The organism is Micromonospora sp. NPDC051227 (assembly GCF_044455385.1).
In the GTDB taxonomy this organism is placed as follows: domain Bacteria; phylum Actinomycetota; class Actinomycetes; order Mycobacteriales; family Micromonosporaceae; genus Micromonospora.
Genome location: NZ_JBITET010000005.1, coordinates 337,572 through 358,868 on the forward strand (window position 1 = coordinate 337,572; position 21,297 = coordinate 358,868).

General features: G+C 69.7%; 18 protein-coding genes. 10 read left to right on the plus strand and 8 right to left on the minus strand.

The annotated features are described in order from the left end of the window. Nucleotides 1–20 precede the first annotated feature (20 nt). The 5 genes from ACIA47_RS16455 to ACIA47_RS16475 are packed head-to-tail and all read right to left on the minus strand — an operon-like array spanning nt 21 to nt 4,917. The gene (locus ACIA47_RS16455) at nt 21–908 is read right to left on the minus strand and encodes a carbohydrate ABC transporter permease (protein ID WP_396708655.1); all 888 of its coding nucleotides are present in this window, start codon (nt 906–908) and stop codon (nt 21–23) included. Continuing rightward, nucleotides 905–1,813 (minus strand): carbohydrate ABC transporter permease, encoded by a 909-nt coding sequence (locus ACIA47_RS16460; protein WP_203119492.1) that lies wholly within the window; start codon nt 1,811–1,813, stop codon nt 905–907. The genes ACIA47_RS16455 and ACIA47_RS16460 overlap by 4 nt, the downstream gene beginning before the upstream one ends. Continuing rightward, nucleotides 1,813–3,237, minus strand: coding sequence for an N-acetylglucosamine/diacetylchitobiose ABC transporter substrate-binding protein (gene ngcE / locus ACIA47_RS16465; RefSeq protein ID WP_396708658.1), 1,425 nt, complete (start codon nt 3,235–3,237; stop codon nt 1,813–1,815). The genes ACIA47_RS16460 and ngcE overlap by 1 nt, the downstream gene beginning before the upstream one ends. A 16-nt stretch (nt 3,238–3,253) precedes the next feature. After that, nucleotides 3,254–4,003 (minus strand): SIS domain-containing protein, encoded by a 750-nt coding sequence (locus tag ACIA47_RS16470; protein ID WP_203119494.1) that lies wholly within the window; start codon nt 4,001–4,003, stop codon nt 3,254–3,256. Next, nucleotides 4,000–4,917 (minus strand): MurR/RpiR family transcriptional regulator, encoded by a 918-nt coding sequence (locus tag ACIA47_RS16475; protein WP_112674899.1) that lies wholly within the window; start codon nt 4,915–4,917, stop codon nt 4,000–4,002. Before ACIA47_RS16475 ends, ACIA47_RS16470 begins: the two co-directional genes overlap by 4 nt. Before the next feature lie 96 nt (nt 4,918–5,013). On the opposite strand from ACIA47_RS16475, the gene ACIA47_RS16480 reads away from it, so the two are divergent. Then, on the plus strand, nt 5,014–5,964 hold the full coding sequence (locus ACIA47_RS16480; RefSeq protein ID WP_203119496.1) for a BadF/BadG/BcrA/BcrD ATPase family protein: 951 nt from the start codon (nt 5,014–5,016) through the stop codon (nt 5,962–5,964). A 65-nt stretch (nt 5,965–6,029) separates the two neighbouring features. Further along, nucleotides 6,030–6,647: a hypothetical protein gene (locus ACIA47_RS16485; protein ID WP_396708661.1), complete on the plus strand. Its 618-nt coding sequence runs from the start codon at nt 6,030–6,032 to the stop codon at nt 6,645–6,647. A gap of 253 nt (nt 6,648–6,900) precedes the next feature. Here ACIA47_RS16485 and ACIA47_RS16490 read toward each other — a convergent pair whose 3' ends face one another. Beyond that, nucleotides 6,901–9,168 carry a glycoside hydrolase family 44 protein gene (locus ACIA47_RS16490; RefSeq protein WP_396708663.1) on the minus strand — a complete coding sequence of 756 codons (2,268 nt, stop codon included), beginning with the start codon at nt 9,166–9,168 and terminating at the stop codon, nt 6,901–6,903. A 304-nt stretch (nt 9,169–9,472) separates the two neighbouring features. On the opposite strand from ACIA47_RS16490, the gene ACIA47_RS16495 reads away from it, so the two are divergent. The 5 genes from ACIA47_RS16495 (at nt 9,473) to ACIA47_RS16515 (ending at nt 13,595) form a co-directional block, all read left to right on the plus strand. Further along, nucleotides 9,473–10,246, plus strand: coding sequence for a hypothetical protein (locus tag ACIA47_RS16495; RefSeq protein WP_396708665.1), 774 nt, complete (start codon nt 9,473–9,475; stop codon nt 10,244–10,246). A 271-nt stretch (nt 10,247–10,517) separates the two neighbouring features. Continuing rightward, nucleotides 10,518–11,747 carry a cytochrome P450 gene (locus ACIA47_RS16500; RefSeq protein ID WP_396708667.1) on the plus strand — a complete coding sequence of 410 codons (1,230 nt, stop codon included), beginning with the start codon at nt 10,518–10,520 and terminating at the stop codon, nt 11,745–11,747. Further along, nucleotides 11,744–11,971 carry a ferredoxin gene (locus tag ACIA47_RS16505; protein ID WP_091404755.1) on the plus strand — a complete coding sequence of 76 codons (228 nt, stop codon included), beginning with the start codon at nt 11,744–11,746 and terminating at the stop codon, nt 11,969–11,971. The genes ACIA47_RS16500 and ACIA47_RS16505 overlap by 4 nt, the downstream gene beginning before the upstream one ends. Nucleotides 11,972–12,106: 135 nt before the next feature. Continuing rightward, nucleotides 12,107–12,946: a helix-turn-helix domain-containing protein gene (locus tag ACIA47_RS16510; RefSeq protein ID WP_396708669.1), complete on the plus strand. Its 840-nt coding sequence runs from the start codon at nt 12,107–12,109 to the stop codon at nt 12,944–12,946. A gap of 67 nt (nt 12,947–13,013) precedes the next feature. Beyond that, nucleotides 13,014–13,595, plus strand: a complete 582-nt coding sequence (locus tag ACIA47_RS16515; protein ID WP_396708671.1) for a dihydrofolate reductase family protein — start codon at nt 13,014–13,016, stop codon at nt 13,593–13,595. A 544-nt stretch (nt 13,596–14,139) separates the two neighbouring features. Here ACIA47_RS16515 and ACIA47_RS16520 read toward each other — a convergent pair. Beyond that, a complete protein-coding gene (locus tag ACIA47_RS16520; RefSeq protein ID WP_396708673.1) occupies nt 14,140–15,294 on the minus strand; it encodes a serpin family protein in 1,155 nt (384 codons plus the stop codon). 314 nt (nt 15,295–15,608) lie between these two features. Then, nucleotides 15,609–15,830 (minus strand): hypothetical protein, encoded by a 222-nt coding sequence (locus ACIA47_RS16525; protein ID WP_396708675.1) that lies wholly within the window; start codon nt 15,828–15,830, stop codon nt 15,609–15,611. A gap of 278 nt (nt 15,831–16,108) precedes the next feature. On the opposite strand from ACIA47_RS16525, the gene ACIA47_RS16530 reads away from it, so the two are divergent. From ACIA47_RS16530 to ACIA47_RS16540, 3 genes are all read left to right on the plus strand, one after another. Then, nucleotides 16,109–17,356: an FAD-dependent oxidoreductase gene (locus ACIA47_RS16530; RefSeq protein WP_396708677.1), complete on the plus strand. Its 1,248-nt coding sequence runs from the start codon at nt 16,109–16,111 to the stop codon at nt 17,354–17,356. Nucleotides 17,357–17,364: 8 nt separating this feature from the next. Beyond that, nucleotides 17,365–17,853, plus strand: a complete 489-nt coding sequence (locus tag ACIA47_RS16535) for a MarR family transcriptional regulator (protein WP_238410626.1) — start codon at nt 17,365–17,367, stop codon at nt 17,851–17,853. Between the two features lie 195 nt (nt 17,854–18,048). Then, nucleotides 18,049–21,234: a penicillin acylase family protein gene (locus ACIA47_RS16540; protein ID WP_396708679.1), complete on the plus strand. Its 3,186-nt coding sequence runs from the start codon at nt 18,049–18,051 to the stop codon at nt 21,232–21,234. Nucleotides 21,235–21,297 lie beyond the last annotated feature (63 nt).

Genomic DNA, 21,297 nt, shown 5'->3' on the forward strand with positions numbered 1-21,297 from the left:
GGTGGGGGTGGAAAGGGGACCTACTTGACCGCGCCGGCGGTCATACCGGCGCGGATGTGCCGTTGGAACGCGACGTAGGCGACGAGCACCGGCAGCATGGCGATGGTCAAACCGGCGAACAGACCGCTCCAGTCGCTGCGATACCCCTGGCTGACCGACAGGGCGGCCAGACCCTGTGCCAGGACGTACCGGTCCGGGTCGGGATTGAGAACCAGTGGCAGCAGGTACTGGTTCCAGAGCCCGAGGAAATTGAAGATGCCGACCGCCACCAGGCCCGGCCGGGCCATCGGCAGCATCACGCGGAAGAACACCCCGCCGTGCGAGCAACCGTCGATGAATGCCGCCTCCGCCACCTCGCCAGGCAGCGTGCGGAAGAACGCGTGCAGGAAGAAGACCGTGAAGGGTACGGCGTACGCCGCGTAGACCAGGATCAGACCGTGGTACGTGCCCAGCAGGCCCAGCTGCTGGACGACGAAGAACAGTGGCACCAGTGCCAGGAACACGGGGAAGAACATCGCCGCGACGAAGGTGTAGTAGATGAACCGGTTGCCGCGGAACTCGTAGCGTGCCAGGGCATAGGCGACCAGCGAGCCCAACAGCATGGTCAGCGCGAGCGCGCCACCCACGACGACGACGCTGTTGAGGAAGTAGCTACCGATGCTGGCCTGGGTCCATGCCCGGGACCAGTTGTCGAACTGTGGTGCGGCGGGCAATGACCATGGGTCGTTGAGGATCTCGTCGTCGGTCTTGAAGGAACTGACCACCGCCCAGAGCAGCGGAAGCGCGGTGACGACGGCCCAGGCCAGCATGGCGAGGTGCACCGGGAAAGAGGTTCCGGGGCGCCGACCGCGACGTACCGGGCCGGGCCGGGCAGTGACCGCCGCCGCTCGCTCACGTGTCACGGTCATGCCAGCTCCAGCCTCTCCTTGCGGCCCGACCGCAGTGCCAGCACGGCCAGGGTCAGCGTGGCGAAGAACAGGGCGACTCCCATGGCTGAGGCGTAGCCGAACTTCCCGTACTGGAAGGCGTTGCGGTAGAGCGACAGCCCGATCACCTCGGTCGCGCCGTCCGGTCCGCCGGGCCCGACGGTCATCACCTGGACGACGGCGAAGGCGTCCAGTGCGGCTATGCCCAGGTACACGAACGCGACGTGCACGCCCTCTCGCATCAGCGGGAACGTCACAGTGCGGAAGGTCGCCCAGCCGCCGGCTCCGTCGAGCAACGCCGCTTCGAACAGTTCCCGCGGAATGCTGTCGATCGCCGCGCTGAACAGCACCACGTAGAAGCCCACCGACGACCAGACCAGGACCGCCATCACCGCGATCAGCGCCAGAGACGGCGACGCGAGCCAACTCCGGGTCAACCCCTCCAGGCCGACCGACCGCAGCGCCCCGTTCAGCAGCCCGTTGTTGGGGTTGTAGACGAACCCCCACAGCACCGCGATGACCACCAGGGACAACAACTGCGGGAAGAAATAAATGATCTGGTACGCCCCGGAGCCCGCGATTCCCCGTCGTCCACCGCGGCCACCGAGGTGCATCATGCTCGCCAGGAACAACCCGATGCCGATGGTCACCAGTGGCACCACGACCAGCATCACCGCGTTGTTCCGGACCGCGTGCAGGAACAGGGAGTCGCCGCCGAGGCGGGCGTAGTTGCCCGCCCCGACGAAACGCGCCTCGCCGGCGACGCCGGTCCAGTCGGTCAGCGACAGGTAGAAGGCCTGCGCGTACGGCGACAGCACGAACACGGCGTGCAGCACCAGCGCGGGCACCAGCGCGCCGGCCAGAAACCGCCACCGACCGTGTCTCATCAGCGGGCGTACTTCTTCACAGTGGAGTCCTTGGCCAGCCCATCGGCCGCCTTCTGGATCCGGTCGGACCACTGACCGGCGGTGATCCGCCTGTTCACCAACTCGCCGGTGGCGTCGTCGACGGCCTTGGCCAGTGGGGCGTACCAGGTGCGGAAGCGGTAGGTGAAGGTCTCGGTGCCGGCCGCCTGGACCACGTCGCGCACCGAGCCGAGGCCGCTGCTCAGGGTGAGGCCGTCGGTGGCCCCGGCCACGGCGGGCAGGGTCCCGGCGGTCTCGGCGAACGCCTTCGCTGACTGCTTGGAGAACAGGATCCGTAGATACTCCATGCCACCGGCGGGATTCTTGGCCTTCGCCGGCACCAGGAAGGATTCGCTGCTCGCCGCCTGCACCGCAGTGTGCTTCAGGGCGTCCGCCGTCGTCCGTGCGGGCACCGGGGCCATGACCATGTCGAAATTTGCGGGCGTGACACCCTTCTGCTCACTCTCCAGCCAGGACCCGCACGGGATGATCGCTGCCTTGCCCTGCGACCAGGCGGCCTGCGCTTCGGTGTGCGACAGCGCCTCGGAGCCGGACATGAGGTAACCCTTGCCGGCCAGCTCGGCGAACGCCTCGGCGGCGCCGATCAGCCCCGGCGCCTTCCACGCGTTCGGCTCCAGGTTGTCGACGGCCTTGATCAGCGCCGGTCCGCCGGTCTTGGCGGCCATGCTGAGCAGCGGGTCGTTGATGTACTCCGGGTACTTGCCCTGGTAGGTCCAGGGCGCGATGCCGGCCGCCTTGATGGTCGCGCAGAGCGCGAGCATGTCGTCCCAGGTCGTCGGGAAGGTCCAGCCCTTCGCCGCGAAGAGCGGCTTGGAATACCAGAGTCCCCAGACGGTGTACGTGAAGTTGAGCGTCAGCGGGACCGCGTCGAACGTGCCGTCGTCGACCACGCCGGGCAGTAGCGTGTCGCGCACCGTCCTGCCCGGGTCGTCGAAGGCGGGAGCGTCGAGCAGTTCGCTGAGATCAGTGACCTGCTTGGCGGAGACCAGCGTCGCGATATCGAGGCGGCTGGCACCGGTGTTGTCCACGACGTCCGGCGGGGTGTTCGCGACGAATCTCGGCTGCAACGCCTCGCCGATCTTCTGGATGCCCTGATGGTCGATCTTCGCGCCCGTGTACTTCTGGGTGTAGAGCGTCTCGGCGCGCTTGGCGTACTCGTCGCCGTACCCGCCCTTGAAGATCACGACCTCGAGCGGCGCGTCCGCCTTGACGCCCAGCGGGTTGTCGGCGCTCTTGGCGCCGGTGTTTCCGGCGGATCGGTCCTGGTCCTCGCTACCACCGGTCACGCAGGCGCTCAGCAGGGGCAGTGTGACACCGGCGGTCACCGCCGCGCGCAGCACGGTTCGTCTTGTGGGGTACGGTCCGGACAGGGGTGAACGGTTCATCAGCTGGGCCTTTTCCCTATGCGGTACGCCGGATGCGCCCGGCGTACCGCGCTTCGATGAGTTTGTTGTGCTCCCGCCCGCCCGGCACGTTGTCGGACAGATAGACCGGCGGGGTGACGTTGAGCGCCAACAGCCGTGCCACCACCTCGGTGACGATCTGCTGGGCCAGCAGCGCCGCGGTGATCGACGAGACGGCCCCGACCGCGCCGTCGCCGTAGTCGAGGGACGCGTCGCCGTACGGTGCGCCGTTGTCGAGCACGACATCGGCGAGGTCGGCGAGCTTGAGCCCGCTGTCGTGCCGCGACTCGACCCGGGCGGAGTGTTCGACCGAGGTGATCGCGATCAACGGGTGTCCGCGCTGTTTCACCAGGTGTGCCATCTCCACGACCGCGCCGTTGACGCCGGAGTTCGAGGCGATGACGAACGCGTCGTCGGGCTTGATCGGGGCGAGCGCGTAGAGGCGGTGGGCGACATCGGGCGTGCGCTCGAGTTGCGGGTCACCGAGCACGTTCGTCGGCTCGCCGCCGTACAGGACGATGTCGCGTAGGGCGATCTTGTTGGTGGGCACGAGGCCGCCGGCCCGACCGGCGATCTCCATGGCGAGTGCCTCGGAGTGTCCACAGCCGAACGCCTGGATCACCCCGCCGGCCTGCAGCGTCGCGGTCAGCAGATCGGCGGCCCGCGCCACCCGGTCGCCCTGGGTGGTCCCGACACGTTCGATCGCCTTGGTGATGACCTCGACATAGTCCGCGCTTGTGATCGTCACAGCGGCCTTTCCTTCCGTGCTCGCTTGCGGTTCGCATTGGTGTCCGGCATTCGGTGTGCGTCGACGGCCCGCACGGTGAGTTCGAGAGCTTCGGTGGTGCGTTCGTAGGTGCGCTGTGCGACGGCGACGTAGATGAGGTCGAGGATCAGCAACTGCGAGTGCAGCGCGGAGAGCGCTGCGAGCCGGAACGTGGTCTCGTGCACCGAGGTGGTGAAGACGACGTCGGCGACCTCGGCCAGTGGTGAGCGGGCGTACGAGGTGACTGCCACGGTCAGCGCGCCGTGATCGGCGGCCTCGGCCAGCATCTCGATCGCCTCTCGGGTCCGACCGGAGTGCGACAGGCTGATCGCGACGTCGCCCGGCCCGAGCAGTGCGGCGTTGGTGAGGGCGGTGTGCGTGTCGGCGCGGTACCGCACCGGGACGCGGATGCGTTCGAGGCGGAACGCCATCTCGCTGCCGGCGGTGCCGCTGCTGCCGAGCCCGAAGATCTCCACTCGGCCGGCGGTGGCGATCGCGGCCGCCACCCGTTCGACAGCGGCGGTGTCCAGACCGGACGCGGTCGCCTGGATGGCCCGGGTGTCCGCGGCGGTGATCACGTCGAGGACGCCGCCGATCGGGTCCTCCGGCGCGATGTCCCCGGAGATGTCCGTCTCCCAGCGTGCCTGCTCGGCGCGCCCGGTCTCGGTCGCGACGGCCACGCGCAGGTTGGCGTACCCCTTGAAGCCGAGTGCCCGGCTGAAGCGGGTGACCGTCGCGGTGGAGGTCCCGGATCGTTCGGCCAGGTCGACGATGCTGGCGTGCGCGGCCGTCTCCGGATCGTCGAGGATGGCCTCGGCGATCTTCGCCAGGGCCTCCGGCATGGTCGGCCCCTCCATCCGGAGCCGCACCAGCAGCCCACCGCTCTCACCCGTCACTGCTGATCATCCTTTTCATCGATTAACTATGAGCATGAAAATTACGACCACATCGATGCCTAGTCAATAGAAAATTTCTATGCTTCGATTTCGCCCATGGTTCTGGTACTGGGTGTTGACGCCGGAGGCACGGCGTCCCGGGCGGTCGTGGTTACCCGGGACGGCACCGTGGTGGGGCGCGGCGCGGCGGGTCCGGGCAACCCGACGGCTGCGGGGACGGCAGCTGCTCGCTCGATCGGCGCGGCGGTGCGCGAGGCCCTGGGGGAGCACGACCCAGCATCGGTGTGCAGCGGCGTCGCAGGCATCGCCGGCGCGGGCATCATGGCGGATCCACAGATCACGGCAGCCTTCACCGTCGAGTGGGCCCAATGCGGGCTGACCTGCCCGGTCACCCTGGTCGGCGACGCGGTGACGGCCTTCGCGGCAGGCACGCCGGCGCCCTCGGGAGCGGTGCTCATCGCCGGCACCGGCGCGGTCGCCGCCCGGATCGACGACTGGCGCGTCAGCCGCACCGTCGACGGCCTCGGTTGGCTGCTGGGAGACGAAGGCTCGGGCATGTGGCTGGGCCTGCAGGCGCTACGTTCGATCGCCCGGGCCTGGTCGGGCCCAACAGTGGACGCCGGGCTGGCGGCCACGATCGCGGCGCATGCCGGCGTGACCAGCTGCGACGAACTCGTGCGATGGGCCGGCCGGCAGCAGCCTACGGTCTTCGCCGCGCTGGCACCCCTGGTGTGCGCGCACGCCACGGCCGGCGATGCCCTCGCCAAACGGCTGACCGTCGAGGCCGCCACTCGACTGGTCGCCACGCTCGGTGAGTTGGGCCCACCGGACGGCCCCGTCGTGCTCGCCGGCAGCCTCCTGACCAACACCACGCCTGTGCGAACGGCAGTCCTGGCCACCCTCGCCGGCCCGGCCGCGACCGCCCGGGATCCGGCGATCGGAGCCGCCTGGCTCGCACTACGCCAGATCACGGATCAGGAGGAGTCGGCGCGCCTGCACCATCGCATGCTTCGACCCGATCGTGAAGCGTCCCTGACCGGACACTGACCTACCGGTGATCTTGGCCTGGAGTCAGGTCGACGAGACGGGTTGGTTGCGACACAATGATCGCGATGATCTCGTGGCGTGATGGGCCGTGGTGGGTGGTGGTCGGTCCGGCCGCCGGGGTGGCGCTCGGCGCCGTCGACTCGATCGTCAACCATGTGCCGGTGCTGCTGGGCGAGGTCGGCACCGCGCGTGCTGAGCGGGGCGGCTGGTCACAGGCTGCGGAGTTCGCCAGTCTCATCCTCGACGCCGGATGGGCCTGGGCAGCGATGGCCGTGCTGGTGGGCTGGATGGTGAGTCGGAGCGTACGACTGGCGGCGGGGATGCTGCGCGGCGCCGTGGCGGGCGGCTGCACGCTGATCTTCGCCACCATCGCGTACTACGGCGTGGACGTGATTTTCGACGGCGACATCTGGTGGGGCGGGACGACGCAGTACTGGCTGTTCGTGAGCGTGTGTGTCGGCCCTCTGCTCGGGGCTGTCGGGGCGTTGATCCGACGTTCTGGTCCGGTCGGAACGCTCGCCGTCCTACTTGTTCCAGCCGGTGCGGCGCTGCAGATGGTGCTGCTGCCCCCGCCGCCGGAGAGCGCGATGGCCTGGCCGGTGCGGTTGAGCGTCTGGGCCGCGGCCGCTGTTGCCGCCGTGCTGATCGCTTGTCGGACAGTCCGACCCAGGGGCACTCGTTGATGATTTCGCGGTGAGATGGCGAGCTGCACGATTTCGGCCGGGCCTGCTGGTGTGCGACCGCACAAGGATTGATGTCATCGATGGTCTCCACGTAGCGCCGGATGGGGCCGTCGAGGGCGCGGAAGACTTCGGCGAGCACGGCCGTGCCCACGGTTCTGGCCCGAACGGCCGGTCGAGAGCGAGGGGCCGGGGTGGCGCTGCGCCCCGGACCCCTCCGGCCTACTCCGTCGGTACGGAGTAGGAATCTCTCAGCTCACCCGCAGCGTTGACCGTTGAGGTTGAAGGCGGTTGGCGCCGGATTGGTGCCGCTCCACGTGCCGTTGAAGCCGGTGCTGGTGGACGCGCCGGGGGCGAGTTTGCCGTTCCAACTCATGCTGTCTGCGGTGACGCTTGTTCCGTTCTGTTTCCAGGTGGCCGACCAGCCCTGGCCGACCTTCTGGCCGGTGGGGAAGTCGAAGGCGAGTTTCCAGCTGTCGATCGCAGTGGTGCCGGTGTTCTTGATCGTCACGGTCGCGGTGAAGCCGCCCGGCCAACTGTTCGCCGTGTAGCCCACCGTGCAGCCGAGGGTCGGGGCGGTGGGCGCGGTCCGTACGGTCAGGCCGGGGGAGGCCGCCGAGACGTTGCCCGCCGCGTCGCGGGCGGTTACCACGAAGGTGTACGGGGTGTCCGGCGTCAGCCCGGTCACGGTGTACGTGGTGCCGACGGCGTTGCCCACCTTCACGGTGCCGGTGGTGTCGACCCGGTGCACGTCGTAGCCGGTGACAGCGGTGTCGTCGGTGGAGGGCGTCCAGGCCAGCGCGACGCTGTCACCGGTGAGCGTGCCGGCGGTCGGCTTGCCCGGGGCGGTCGGCGCCTGGGTGTCGCCGGGCGTGGTATCCCGCGGCAGCACCAGGTGGGTGATCGAGTTGGCCGGGAAGGTGGCCGTGAGGCCGCCGGCGGTCACCGGCTGGTCGGCCTCCCGGAGGACGCCGGCAAGGTCGGCCCCGCTGTAACGGTAGACCTGAGCGGTGCTGGCGGAGGCGCCGGTGAGGGCGATCGGGCTGGTCAGGTCGTCGCCGGTCTTGTTGATGACGACCAGGGTGAGGGCCTTGTCGGCACTCCGCTCGGCGGCGTACACGGCCAGCCTGCCCTGGTCGGCGCTGGTCGCCTGGACGGAGGTTTCGCCGAACGCGCCGCCCTTGCCGTCGTAGTTGCGGTAGACGCGGAAGGCGTTGGCCACCGGCTGGTCGGCCTCGGGTGCGGTCCAGAGGGTGGCCAGGTCGAGCCCTTCGCGGCCGAAGATGCCGAGTACGTCGGCTTGGGCGAGCGCGCCGTTGAGCGACCCGTGGCCGCCCCAGTTGTACTCGGTCATCGCGATCTTCGTGCCCGGGTAGTGCTGGTCGACCAACTCGCGCAGGCGCGGGATGAACCGGACCGGGCTGTTGATCCAGCTCTCGTCCACGTAGGTCGGGTCCCAGAGTTGGCGGGTCGAGCGCAGTCGCAGCGCCTGGGTGTCGGCGTCGCCGGCCGCTTCGCCCAAGACGCCGGACTGCTGCGGGTAGAGGTGGACGTCGAAGTAGTCGAGGATGCGTGTGCCGTGCTGCTGCTCGTACTCGCGCATCCGGTCCAGGTACCACGGGCCGAGGTCCTGGCCGCCGTGCATGGCCTTGTCCGGCGGGTTCGACCAGCAGCCGGTGCGCGAGCAGGTGTCCTGGTCGAGGCCCGAATAGAGGATCGAGTTCAGGCCCCAGCCGACGGGACCGAGCGTCTTCGCGCCGGGGTCGGCAGCTTTGATCGCGGCGGCGTACTCGTAGGTGCGGTCGCGTAGCTCGTCGTAGCCCAGCCCGGCCGGGCGGACGTCGCGGTGGGTGGAGTGCCACAGGTCCGGCTCGTTGTCCAGGTTGTAGAACTGGACCCCGCCGTCGGCGGCGGCGCCAAACTGCCCCTTGAGGTGGTTGACGAAGTCGGCGGCGTACTCCGGACCCACGGCGACGCTGGTGTCCGCCGGATCGTTGCCGGTGACCGGTGACCCGTCCGGCTTCATGCCGTTGCCACAGTCCGGTGCCCAGGTGTCGGTGGACTGCTGGGGGCCGTACTTGGCGACGCTGAAGCCACACGCCCGCGACCGGTCCTTGGCGATCCAGCCGAGCATCGGCATTGTCATGACCGTGGCGGCGCCGGTGGCCTTGTTCTCCTGCACGAACCGGTCGGTCTCCGAGCCCTGCGGGAGGTCGGCCGGACTCGGGTTGTCGTTGGGGATGTTCTCGAAGTACCAGTCCGACGCACGGTTGGTGGTGTCGGCACGGAAGTTGTAGCGGGTGGTGGCGTTGCCGCCGTAGCGGTGCACCGGCAGCCGCAGGTCGCGGGCGAGGGCCTGGTCGGCGAAGTTCATGCCGTAGACGTACGGGCTGATCTGGTGCCGGGCGGCAGTGGTGTCCACGGCCAGCGCCGGGCCGGCTGCGGCCAGGGCGGGCTCCGGCAGGGCCAGGCCGCCGAGGGCCGTGGCGAGCACGACCGGAAGTAGAGCTGTGGTGGGACGCACGAGCATTCCTTTCGCATAGGAGCTCGACGATGGGAGCGCTTCCACAGCGTTATGCTTTCCTGGCTCCGAGTCAACGCCGGAAGGCAAGTCCACTGCCGGCCGACCGAAGCCAACCTCTTCACATATAATGACGCTCATCAATGTGGTCGTAGCTGATGCGGCGTGCCGGGATAGCTCGGATCGCCGCAGCGCGGAGGCAACCGCGCCGCAACGGTGCAGGCGGGAGCACCCCAGCGTCGCATGGCCGGAAAGTTCCTGCTGGCCCGGCCCCTTGCTGGGGAGCCAGCCGTCTCGGAGGATGACAATGCGCAGATTTCTCGCGGTGTTCAGCGCCGCCCTGATTCTCGGCGCCGCAGTCGGCAGCGTTCCGGCCGGCGCGTCGGGAGCCTCCCCGCCCTCGTGCCCCCGCGGCCTGCTCTTCTGTGAGGACTTCGAGCGACTGCCTCCCGGGGGGCCCAGCACGGTGAACTGGGGCGTCGACACCCGCCACGGCACGCTCACCGTCGAACGTGCCCGTCGTGGCAACCAGGTGCTGCACATCCACACCGTTGACAACGGGCGTGCCTTCCTGCGCGTCGACGACTTCGCCGCGCCGGGCAACCGCTTCTACGGCCGGATGCGTCTGCGCGTCGACGCCTTCCCCACGGCCCCGGACTGGGCGCACTTCACGCTGGTGGAAGCGACCGGCACCGGCAGCGCGGAGGTCGTCCGTCCGGTCGGTGGGCAGTACGCGCCCACGGTCCCCGGAACCTTCTGGGGGGTCGGCGCCGACGGCGGTCCGACCGGCGACTGGACCAACTGGCGGGAGTCCGCCCCGGTCGCTGAGGACACCTGGCAGTGCTTCGAGTGGAAGATCGACGCAACGGACAACCGCGTCGCGGTGTGGATCGATGGCGTGGCGAACCCGGAGTTGACAGCCTCCACGAGCGACCACGGTGGCAACGACGTTCCCTTCGTCCTGCCGACGGTCGACACAGTGAAGATCGGCTGGCAGCTTTACCAGGGCGGCACGACACCGGGCGAGTTTGACCTCTGGATTGACGACATCGCCCTTTCGGGCAAGCGGCTCGGCTGCTGACCTGGAGCCCGGGTGGCTCGGAAGCTCTCGACACATGTGGTCGTGATGTCAGTCCCGATTGGTGTCCCTGCCGGGGTGCGGCGTTGCTGCCGCACCCCGGCGGCGGACCGGCTTCCATGGCGATCATCGACATCTCTCGCTACGATCCGACATCGACGGATTACTGAGCGTTGATGTGTGCTGTCCGCAAGCCCTGGACGCTGGCAATCCGGCGCCGCCACGAACGTGGTGCCGGCCTGAGGATCACGCCGTCTCGACGAAGGGAATCCGGATGACGGAGAGCGCGCAGACCACCGAGAGCCGAAGCGTTCCGCCGGCGCGGCCGTACCCGTTCAGTGTGCCCGACCGCCTCGTTGTCGACCCGACCTATGGCGAGCTGCGCGAGAACGAGCCGATGACCCGGGTAAAGCTTCCCTACGGCGAGGAGGCGTGGCTCGCCACCCGGTACGAGGACGTCCGTACGGTCCTCGGCGACGTGCGGTTCGGCCGCGCCCCGGCCGTCCAGCGCGACGAGCCCCGGCTCACCCCGCGCCAGCAGTACAGCGGCATGCTCACCATGGATCCGCCCGATCACACTCGGCTGCGTCGGCTGGTGGCGAAGGCGTTCACGGCACGTCGGGTAGAGGCGCTGCGACCCCGAGCCCAGGAGATCGCCGACACACTCGTCGACAACATGGTCCGGCTCGGTCCTCCGGCCGACCTGGTGGAGCACGTCGCCACGCCGCTGCCGATCCAGGTGATCTGCGAGCTGCTCGGGGTACCGTACGCCGACCGTGACCGCTTCCACATCTGGTCCGAGGCGATCGTCTCGACCACCTCCCTGCCCATGGAAACGATCCAGGAGTACCTGAACAGTCTCTGGGGCTACATCGGTGGTCTGGTCGCCGAGCGCCGTCGCGAGCCGGGGATCGACGACCTGCTCGGCGCGTTGGTGCGGGCCCGCGACGAGAATCAGGATCGGCTCAGCGAGACCGAGCTGGTGGAGCTGGCCGGAGGGCTGCTTGCGGCTGGCCACGAGACCACGGTGACCCAGATCCCCAACTTCGTCTACGTCCTGCTGCACAATCCGGACCAGCTCGCTCGGCTACGGGCCGACCCGTCGCTGGTGCCGGCCGCGGTCGAGGAACTGCTGCGGTACGTGCCGCTCGGCGTCGGCTCATCCTTCGCCCGGTACGCCAAGGAGGACGTCGAGGTCGGAGGGGTGCTGGTCCTAGCGGGTGAGCCGGTTCTCGGCTCACTGTCGTCGGCGAACCGGGACGGTACCGTCTTCGCCGACCCGGACCGGCTGGATCTCGAGCGCGAGCAGAACCCGCACCTGGGCTTTGGGCACGGCGTACACCACTGCGTCGGCGCGCAGCTGGCCCGCATGGAGTTGCAGGTCGCCGTCTCCACCCTCGTGACACGCCTGCCCGGATTGCGGCTCGCCGTACCGGAAGCCGAGCTGGAGTGGAAGCGGGGCATGTTGGTGCGGGGCCTGCTCGGCATGCCGGTGGCCTGGTGAGTACCGCCTGGCGGATCGGGGTGGACTCGAGCCGGTGCATCGGCACGAGCATCTGCGCCGGTACCGCGCCCGAGCACTTCCGCCTGGTCGACGGCCTGTCCGCGCCGCTGGCCGACGTCGTCGCCCCGGCCGACGTCATCCTCGACGCCGCCGACTCGTGCCCGGTGGAGGCGATCACGGTCCACGACACCACCGACGACCGGCTGATCGCACCGCAGGAGTGACCCGAAATTCGAATGAACCTGCTGCCGGCCGAGGGGCCGGTCCGCCACGAGACGTACGAAGGTTTTCGGCAGGTCTGCCACACCGTTCCGCTTCGGCGGCGAACAGCCCGGGGCCACGTCGGCGATACTGTCGGCGTGGAGTACGTGTCCAGAGTGCCGCGACCGCCGCTGGACGGGCTGATCGACGACCTTTACTACCTGGAGGGTGCGCCGCCGTACGCCCGGCTGATGCTGCCGGCAAGTCCGGCGGCGTTCCTCATCGTCAACCTCGGGGCACCGTTTCGCATTCGTGCCGGCACCGACGTCGAGACGGCCGAGTACGCCGACGGCTGCGTGGTCACCACGCCCACCCGGGCGTTCGAGTTCGGCTACCCATTCCGGACCCGGTCCGTCGGCGTGCACTCCAAGCCGTGGGGGCCGGCACCGTTCCTGCCGATGCCCGCGGCGGAGCTGTGTGACCGGCCGGTGACGATTGAGCAGATCTGGGGCCGACCCGCCGTTGCTGAGCTGCGGGACCGGCTGGCTACGGCCGAGGGACCTCACGAGATGCTGACGCTGCTCGAGGAGGAGCTGATGCGACGGCTGGGCGACGCGGCCGGCCTGGGGCTCGTCCGCCATACGAGCCGCATCATCGCTGCGACCAGCGGGGCGGTGGCGATCGACGACCTGAGGGTTTCCGCCGGTGTCAGCAGCACTCACCTGGCACAGCGGTTCAAGGAGCTCGTCGGCGTCACGCCGAAGCGGTTGGCCCGCACCTACCGCTTCGCCGCCACCGTGTTCTCGATCAACCCCGCCGAACCGATCGACTGGGCCGGCCTCGCCGGTGGCGCAGGCTACTTCGACCAGGCCCACTTCGGCCACGAGTTCCGGGCCTTCACCGGGCTCACACCGACCCGGTACGTCGAATTCAGGCGGCGGTTCCTGCGCGAACATCCCGGCCACGTGCTGGACGGTTGGCCGCTACCGACCGATTGATTCCTTACAAGAGCGACAGCCCACGAAACTCTAACCTGAGGGCATCCCCAAGCAGAGGAGCGCGCCCGTGGGCGAAGTAGTCATGTACAGCTCGGTGTCGGTGGACGGCTTCATCGCGGACGAGAACGACCAGCCCGGGCCGCTGTTCGACTGGTTGACCAGCGGTGACGTCCCGTTGGACGACAGCGGCGCGTTGAAGGTGTCACGAGCGTCCTACGACTACATCCGGCCGTACTGGGACCAGATCGGGGTGACAATCGCCGGCCGCCACGTCTTCGACATGACGGACGGCTGGGACGGGAAGCCTCCGAGCGGGATCGACCACGTGGTCGTCGTGACGCATCGGCCGAAGCCCGAGGGCTGGCACCATGAGGCGCCGTTTCACTTCGTCGACGGCGTCAAGGCAGCCGTGGCCAAGGCGCAGGAGCTCGCGGGTGACCGCATCGTCGAGGTCGCCGCCGGCGACGTCGGCGGCCAGGTACTTGCCGCAGGCCTGGTCGACGAGGTGCGCATGGACGTCGTACCCGTGGTGTTCGGCTCCGGCAAGCGCTACTTCGGGTCGGTCCACGCGCAGCACCTGTTGGAGGATCCTGACGTGGTGATTCAGGGCAACCGGGTGCTTCACCTGCGCTGTCGGGTGCGCCGTTGACCGATCTGAGCGGGCTGGCGGGTCGCGCGGTGGGGGAGAGTCGAAGTGATGCTCCTACCTTCTCCCGCCCCGACGTGACCACCCGACCCGCCTGGACGGCCTCGGCCTGGAGGTCGCGGGCCGGCTGATCGAGTCTGACGGGCGCTGTGCCAAGCGTCCGTCAGCCGCGGGTGCGCCGTGTGATGCGGATCTGGGCGGCGAGGCTGATGAGCGTGAGGAGGACCCGTCAACGCGGTGTAGCAGACGACTGCCGGCACCTCGCCGAGAGGGCCGACGAGCTGCCCCTCGATGACGATGGGTAGCCCGAAGGCGACGTAGGAGACGACGTAGATTCCGCCGACGACTCCCGCGCGTTGGTGCGCAGCCGACTCTTCCGGCGACTCACGCCACGCGATACCCACGGTCCAGCCTCCCCACCCGGAACCCCACCCGTTCGCCGATCAGGTGGATAGCCCGCTGATGCCACGATTCGCTCGTCGCAGGGGCGAGGCGCTTCCCGGCTCGTGGTACGAATTGGCCGACGATGTCGCCTGGCCCCGTCCGGTCAGGCTGGGCCGTCGACCAGCGGGTCGTGGACCCGGCCGAGGAACAGCGGTACGCCGGTGAGGCGGTCGTGGATGACGTACAGGAATGGCCGGTTGACGAAGAACTGCGGCCCTTGCGGGATCGACGGCGGCCGGACGATGACGGCCGACGCGGCTGCCGCCTCGGTACCCTTCTCGTCCACCGCGATGAACGTCTCGTGCACCACGTTGTCGATGCACAGGGCCGGGTCGGTGCTCATGCCGGTGAAATCGGCCTGTGACGTGAATGCCGTGGGCATGCCGAGGCTGCCCAGCGCGGCACCCAGCTCGGCTGGCAGGCGGAACGTCCACCGGGGCAGGCGTAGTTCGACGTCGGTGATCCGGAACCCGCTCAGCAACGCGCCCAGCCAGGCCGTATCGAGGCTCGCCTCGACCGCAGCGAGATCGTCCCGGGTCGGCATGACGATGGCCATGGCAAGCCCGTCGCCCGCGTACGGCACGTCGACTGCGCGCCACCCATCCCCCTCGAGGTAGCCCATTCTGTCGAACGGCCCGCGCATGATCGGGACGTCGACAACAGTCCCGTCATCCCTTGTGAACGGCCCCACCGCCGTGGCCGTCAGGGTGAACGGGTACTTCCAGGCGGCCTTGAGGTAGATCGTGTTGGTCAGCAGCAGGCTGGTGGCGGGGCTCACGGCGTCGGACTGCAACAGCTCCGGGATCTTCGCGTTGGTCCGATCGGACACCCAGGTGTTGATTTCCTGGCGGGCCACCTCCGGCGCGCCGCGAAAGTCGACCGGTCGCGGCGCGGCACCGTAATAGCCGGCCAGGGTGTCCCGGAACCCGGGTCGCAGACACAGATCGAGTCGTGTCCACAGCGCATTGGCCGTGGTCAGCCGAGGCTGCTTGACTCCGTCGCCGTCCTGGTAGCGGCCGGCGAGCGTCTGCTCAACGGTGTTGAGCCCGTTGTCGAGCGCGCGGGGGCGCGGATGCGGCGCGTGGAGCACCGTGTCCATCTCGTCCGCCGTGGTCGAGCCGGCACCCGCCCTGGTCATCGCGAGCGCGAGCCCGACCGAGTACGGCGCGCACACCACATTGCCGCCTGCCTGGGCCGATGCCACCGTGCGGTAGAGGTCGGCCGTGAAGCCGCGAACCGCGGTAGCGGCGGTCTGCATCGTGGCCGGGTCGGATGGTACGCGGGCCGCATCCGTCGAGGTGGACGGCGGACCGAGCCAACTGGGATCACCTGGGGCGGCGGTAAGGGCAGCGGCCGCAAGCGGGACCGCCCGCAGGACGGATCGACGCGAAACCATGTATCGAGGTTAGAGCAGTCCCACGAAAATTCACCAGACACAAACCCGAATTCATCGAAGATGAACGATGTTAGTCACTCGCTCGTTGAAGAAGCGCGAGACCAGCCGAAGGCACCACAACGATCGCTGTGCGGCTCTCAACTCGTACCGGTACTTCAGCGAGTCTGGCCCTGGGTTCACGGTGCCGACTTCACCGCCGGCCCGCGACCCGGCGGCGCCGAGGTCGCCAGCCCGTAGCGCTGGGCGAGGTATGCGGGGTCCTGCCAGGTGATCAGTGAGCCGGGCTGGCCGTCGTCTCGCACCATGACCCGCATCGGCAGGTCGATCGCGATCTCGGGCCGGGCCTGCCTCAGCGCGGAGATCGTCTCTCCGACATCCCGGGCGCTGCGCCTGGTCACCAATCCGTCGTTCACGAGCAACCCCCGCTCACCGTGTCCCTGGGCGAATACATCTCATCCTTCCCACAAGCGAGACCGGTCCGGGGAGGTTCGCCGTAAACGACACCCGACAGCCAGCCCACCAAGGTCTCCTCCGGGCGGCGGCGCCATCAGCCTTCGCGACGCTCAAATAGAACGTCGGTATCCTTCCAGCGCTCGTGCGCCTTCGGCGGCGTGAGAGACCGCGTCTGGCATGGCGGCGGCCTTGCCCAAATCATCTTAGTCATTAAGATAACCCCGTGACCATATCGACGGACTTCTCCGTGGCGATCGCCGGCGCCGGCCTCTCCGGCCTCTGTCTCGCCCAGCACCTGATGCGCGCCGGCATCGACGTGCACGTCTACGAGCGGGACCCGGGCCCCTTCGTCCGGCGGCAGGGCTATCGGATCATTCTCGACCGGTACGGCCTGGAGGCGCTGCGCGAGAGCCTGCCCCGCTCGCTGTACAACCTGGCGCTGACCACCGGCGACGAGCCCGGCGGGCACCTACGCTTCACCGACAGCCGGCTGCGGGACGCATTCACCATCACCTTCAAGGACGAGCCGCATGCGACCCGCCAGGTCGACCGGCTGACCCTGCGATCGATCCTGCAGTCCGGGCTGGACGGGCGCATCCACTACGGCAAGGACGCCGTCGCGGTGGACGGCGGCGACCCGGCGCGGCCGCGGCTGCTGTTCTCCGACGGCGGGGCCGCCGCGGCAAGCGTCGTCGTGGGCGCGGACGGCGTCGGCTCGGCGCTGCGCGCGCAGATCATGCCGGACGCGAATCCGGCGAACACCCCGATGGCAGGCATCTACGGCCGGTCGCCCCTTTGGCGCAACGGCGAGAGCATCATCCCGGACGCGCTGCGTACCAGCGGGGTCCTGGCCATCGCCGACCGGCCGAGCCGCGCCTTCTTCTTCACCTCCATGCGGTTCGGCGAGAGCCCGGCGGAGGCGTTCGCGCGCCTGGCCCCGGGCAGCTATGCGCCCACCGGCGACGACTACGTCATGTGGGGACTGCTGCTCCGGCAGGAGGAGGTGCCCATGGGCATCCGGGGCGACCTGCTGGCGCTGTGGAGACTGGTCTCCGGGATGAGCATGGACTTCCACCCGGTCATCCGGCGGCTGGTCGGCACGGCCGAACTGGACGCCACGGTGCTCAACCTCTTCGCCACCGGCCAGCGCCCGCGCCGGTGGGCGGTGCCCCGGGCGACGATGATGGGCGACGCCGTGCACGTCATGCCGCCGTTCGGTGCTCACGGCGGCAACACCGCGCTGCGCGACGCTGCCCTGCTCGGGCACAAGCTGGTCGAGGCCCGGGCCGGCGGCACGCCGGTGGAGGAGGCGATCGCCAGCTACCAGGACGAGATGGTGCCCTACGCCTTTCGCGCCGTCGACACCGCCGCCAGGCTGATGCGCCGCCTCACCGGGGGAGCGGCCGCACCGCACTGGGTGCTGACCCGCGTGTTACCTCGGCTGCACCGGGTCACAGTGCCGGAGGGATGATGGCGGGCATGTCCCACGAGCCGGCCCGTGCGTCCGCGATCACCGACCTCATGCGCGCCGGGCGGGAGACGTCGCGGCTGTCCATGGTGTTCCGGTACGCCATCGCGGAGCGGCTGGGCCTCACCGTGAGCGATCTGGAGTGCCTGGACTACCTGGCGGACGTCGGATCCGCCACCGCGGGGCAGGTCGCCGAGCGGACCAACCTCACCACCGGGGCGGTGACCAGCATGCTCCGCCGGCTCCAGCAGGCGGGCTACGTGACGGCCGAGCGCGATCCGGCGGACCGGCGGCGGGTGATCGTCGCCCTGCGGCCGGAGCGGATCGCCGAGTTGGAGCGACCGTACGAGCGGTTCGCCGAGCGGGCCGAGCAGCTCATCGAGGGCTACAGCGTCGAGGAGGTCATGCTGCTGGTCCGGCACTATGACCGCATGCAGGCGATGTACCTCGCCGAGTTGGACCGCCTCCGTAGTGGCGACACCGCGCAGTGGTCAGCCTGAGGCGGCGAAACGTCGGCATTGGCGCGTGGTGAACGACGGGTATCCCGGGGGAGGGTCCTACGTCGATCATTGCCCGAAGATAGATGCGAGTCACTCTCACCTACTGGCGGAACGCCCGGGCGCGGAGGGCGAGACGTCGGCACCGGCAGCCGGGCGTGACCGAACGGCCCGACTCCGCGTCCCCGGAGGATCGCCATGCCCCGTCCCGCTCTCCGTAACCGGCTCGCGGCGTTCACCGCCGCCGTCCTGACCGCGAGCGTCCTGACGGTGACCCCGCCGTCACCGGCGCTGGCCGCCAACACGTTCGCCGCCAACGACTACTGCCTCGGCCAGTGCGCCGACATCCTGCCCCCCGGGCAGAACGGCAACGCCACGCTGGTCGCCATCCTGGCCCACCAGGCCCTCGGCACCCGCCCGGCGCACTCCAGCGACCAGCTCGACGAGTACGCGAACCTGGTCTACAACTACGCCGGGCTGACCGACGAGCAGATCGCCCAGTTCTACAACGACGCCTCGTTCGGCGTCCCGGCCGCACAGGTGGAGAGCACCGTCTCGCCGCGCGCGGACGTCACCATCGTGCGGGACAAGGCCACCGGCGTCCCGCACGTCACCGGCACCACCCGTGCTGGCACCATGTTCGGCGCCGGCTACGCCGGGGCCCAGGACCGGCTCTGGGTGATGGACCTGCTGCGCCATGCCGGCCGCGGCACGCTCACCTCGTTCGCCGGCGGCGCGCCCGGCAACCGCGAGCTGGAGCAGAGCATCTGGGCCAACTCGCCCTACTCGGAGGCGGACCTCCAGGCCCAGGTGGACGCGCTGCGCCTCAAGGGCGCCCGGGGCCAGCAGCTCCACACCGACGTGGTCGACTACATCGCCGGCATCAACGCCTACATCGACAAGTCCATCGCCGACGACAACTACCCGGGCGAGTACGTGCTTGCCGGCGCAGGCAAGCCGACGCACTTCACCATGACCGACCTCATCGCCACCGCAGGTGTCGTCGGCGGGCTCTTCGGCGGGGGCGGCGGCAGCGAGATCCAGTCCGCGCTGGTCCGGGTGGCCGCCCGGGCCAAGTACGGCACCACCGAGGGCGACCGGGTGTGGGCGGCGTTCCGCTCGCAGAACGACCCGGAGACCGTGCTCACCCTGCACGACGGGCAGAGCTTCCCGTACGGGGCCACGCCGCCCGGCGCGACCAGCGCGGTGCTCCCCGACGCCGGCTCGGTGGTCGCCGAGCCCCTCGCGTACGACGCCACCGGCGGGGCCGCCGCCCGCACCGGCGCCAGCACCGCCACACCGGGGCTGCTCAGCGGCCTGGCCAACCTGCGCGCGCACGGCATGTCCAACGCGGTAGTGGTCTCCGGACGGCACACCACCACCGGCAATCCGGTGGCCGTGTTCGGGCCGCAGACCGGCTACTTCGCGCCGCAGTTGCTGATGCTCCAGGAGTTGCAGGGGCCCGGCATCAGCGCTCGCGGCGCCGCGTTCGCCGGGCTCAACCTCTACGTGCTGCTCGGCCGGGGCCAGGACTACGCGTGGAGCGCGACCTCCGCCTCGCAGGACCTCACCGACACGTACGCGGTGCCGCTGTGCACCACCGACGGCAGCGCCCCGACGCTGCGCACCAACCGCTACCTCTACCACGGGCAGTGCCTCGCCATGGAGGCGCTGGAGCAGCGCAACTCCTGGTCCCCGACGCTGGCCGACTCCACCCCGGCCGGCTCGTACACCCTGCGCGCGTTGCGCACCAAGTACGGGCTGGTGGCCCACCGGGGCCTGGTGAACGGGCAGCCGACCGCGTTCACCAAACTGCGCTCGACCTACCGGCACGAGGCTGACTCGGCGATCGGCTTCCAGGCCTACAACGACCCGTCCGCGATGGGCAGCGCCGCGGCCTTCCAGGCCTCTGCGGCCACCGTCGGGTACGCGTTCAACTGGTTCTACGTCAACTCGACCGAGGCGGCGTACTTCAACTCCGGCTCGAACCCGGTCCGCCCGGCCACCGCCGACCCGAACCTGCCCACGAAGGCCGAACCGGCGTACGAGTGGGCCGGCTGGAACCCGGACACCAACGACGCCACCTACACCCCGGCGTCGGCGCATCCGCAGTCGGTCAACCAGGACTACTACGTCAGCTGGAACAACAAGCAGGCGCGGGACTTCGGGGCGGCGGACGGCAACTTCAGCTTCGGCTCCGTACACCGGGCTCAGCTGCTCGACGGCCCGGTGCGCGCCGCGATCGCCCAGCGCAAGCTCGGCCGCGCCGACGTCGTCAAGATCATGGCGGATGCGGCGGTGACCGACCTGCGCGGCCAGCAGGTTCTCGGTGACCTGCTGCGGGTGCTGGACAGCACGCCGGTCACGGATCCGGCGCTGGCCGACGCGGTGAACAAGCTGCGGGCCTGGCAGCAGGCCGGGGCCCGCCGGGTGGAGACGTCCCCCGGCTCCAAGGTCTACCAGCACGCCGACGCCATCCGGATCTTCGACGCCTGGTGGCCGCTGCTGGCCTCGGCGCAGTTCCGCCCCGGCCTCGGGTCGGACCTCTACGCCGCGCTGGTCGACGCCATCGAGGTGAACGAGGCGCCGTCGGGCGGCCAGAACGGCGGACGCGACGGCGCCGCGAGTTGGGCGTTGCAGGGGCAGGCGCACAAGGGCTCGTCGTTCCAGTACGGCTGGTGGGGCTACGTCGACAAGGACCTGCGCACCGTACTCGGCGACCCGGTGGTGGGTGGGCTGGGCCGCGCGTACTGCGGCAACGGCAACCTCGACGCCTGCCGGCAGGCACTGCTCGACGCACTCGGCCAGGCCGCCGCGGTGCCGGCCACCACTGTCTACCCCGGAGACAAGTCCTGCGGGGCCGGCGACCAGTGGTGTGCCGACTCGATCGCCCAGTCCGGGCTCGGTGGCATCACCCACCCGGTGATCGCCTGGCAGAACCGCCCCACCTACCAGCAGGTCGTCTCGTTCCCGGCGCGCCGGGGCGACGACGTCACCAACCTGGCGCAGGGCCGTCCGACGACTGCGTCGAGCACCCAGTTCCTGACCGGCCACACGCCGGACAAGGCGGTCGACGGCAGCCTCGGCAGCCGGTGGGCCAGCAGTTACAACGACAACCAGTGGCTCAGGGTCGACCTCGGGGCGGCCCGCAGCGTCAGCCGGGTCGTGCTGCGCTGGGAAGCCGCGCACGGCACCTCGTACCGGATCGAGGTCTCCGGCGACGGCACCTCCTGGACGCCGGTGTTCGCCACCACCACCGGCAACGGTGGCGTCGACAACGCCACCTTCGCCCCCGTCACCGCCCGCTACGTGCGGGTGTACGGGGTCAAGCGGGCCACCTCGTACGGGTTCTCGCTCTACGAATTCGAGCTGTACGGGAAGTGATCTCGCCCGGAGGGGGCGGCGGGAATCGCCCACCGCCCCCTCCGGACGTGCCAGCCACTCCCA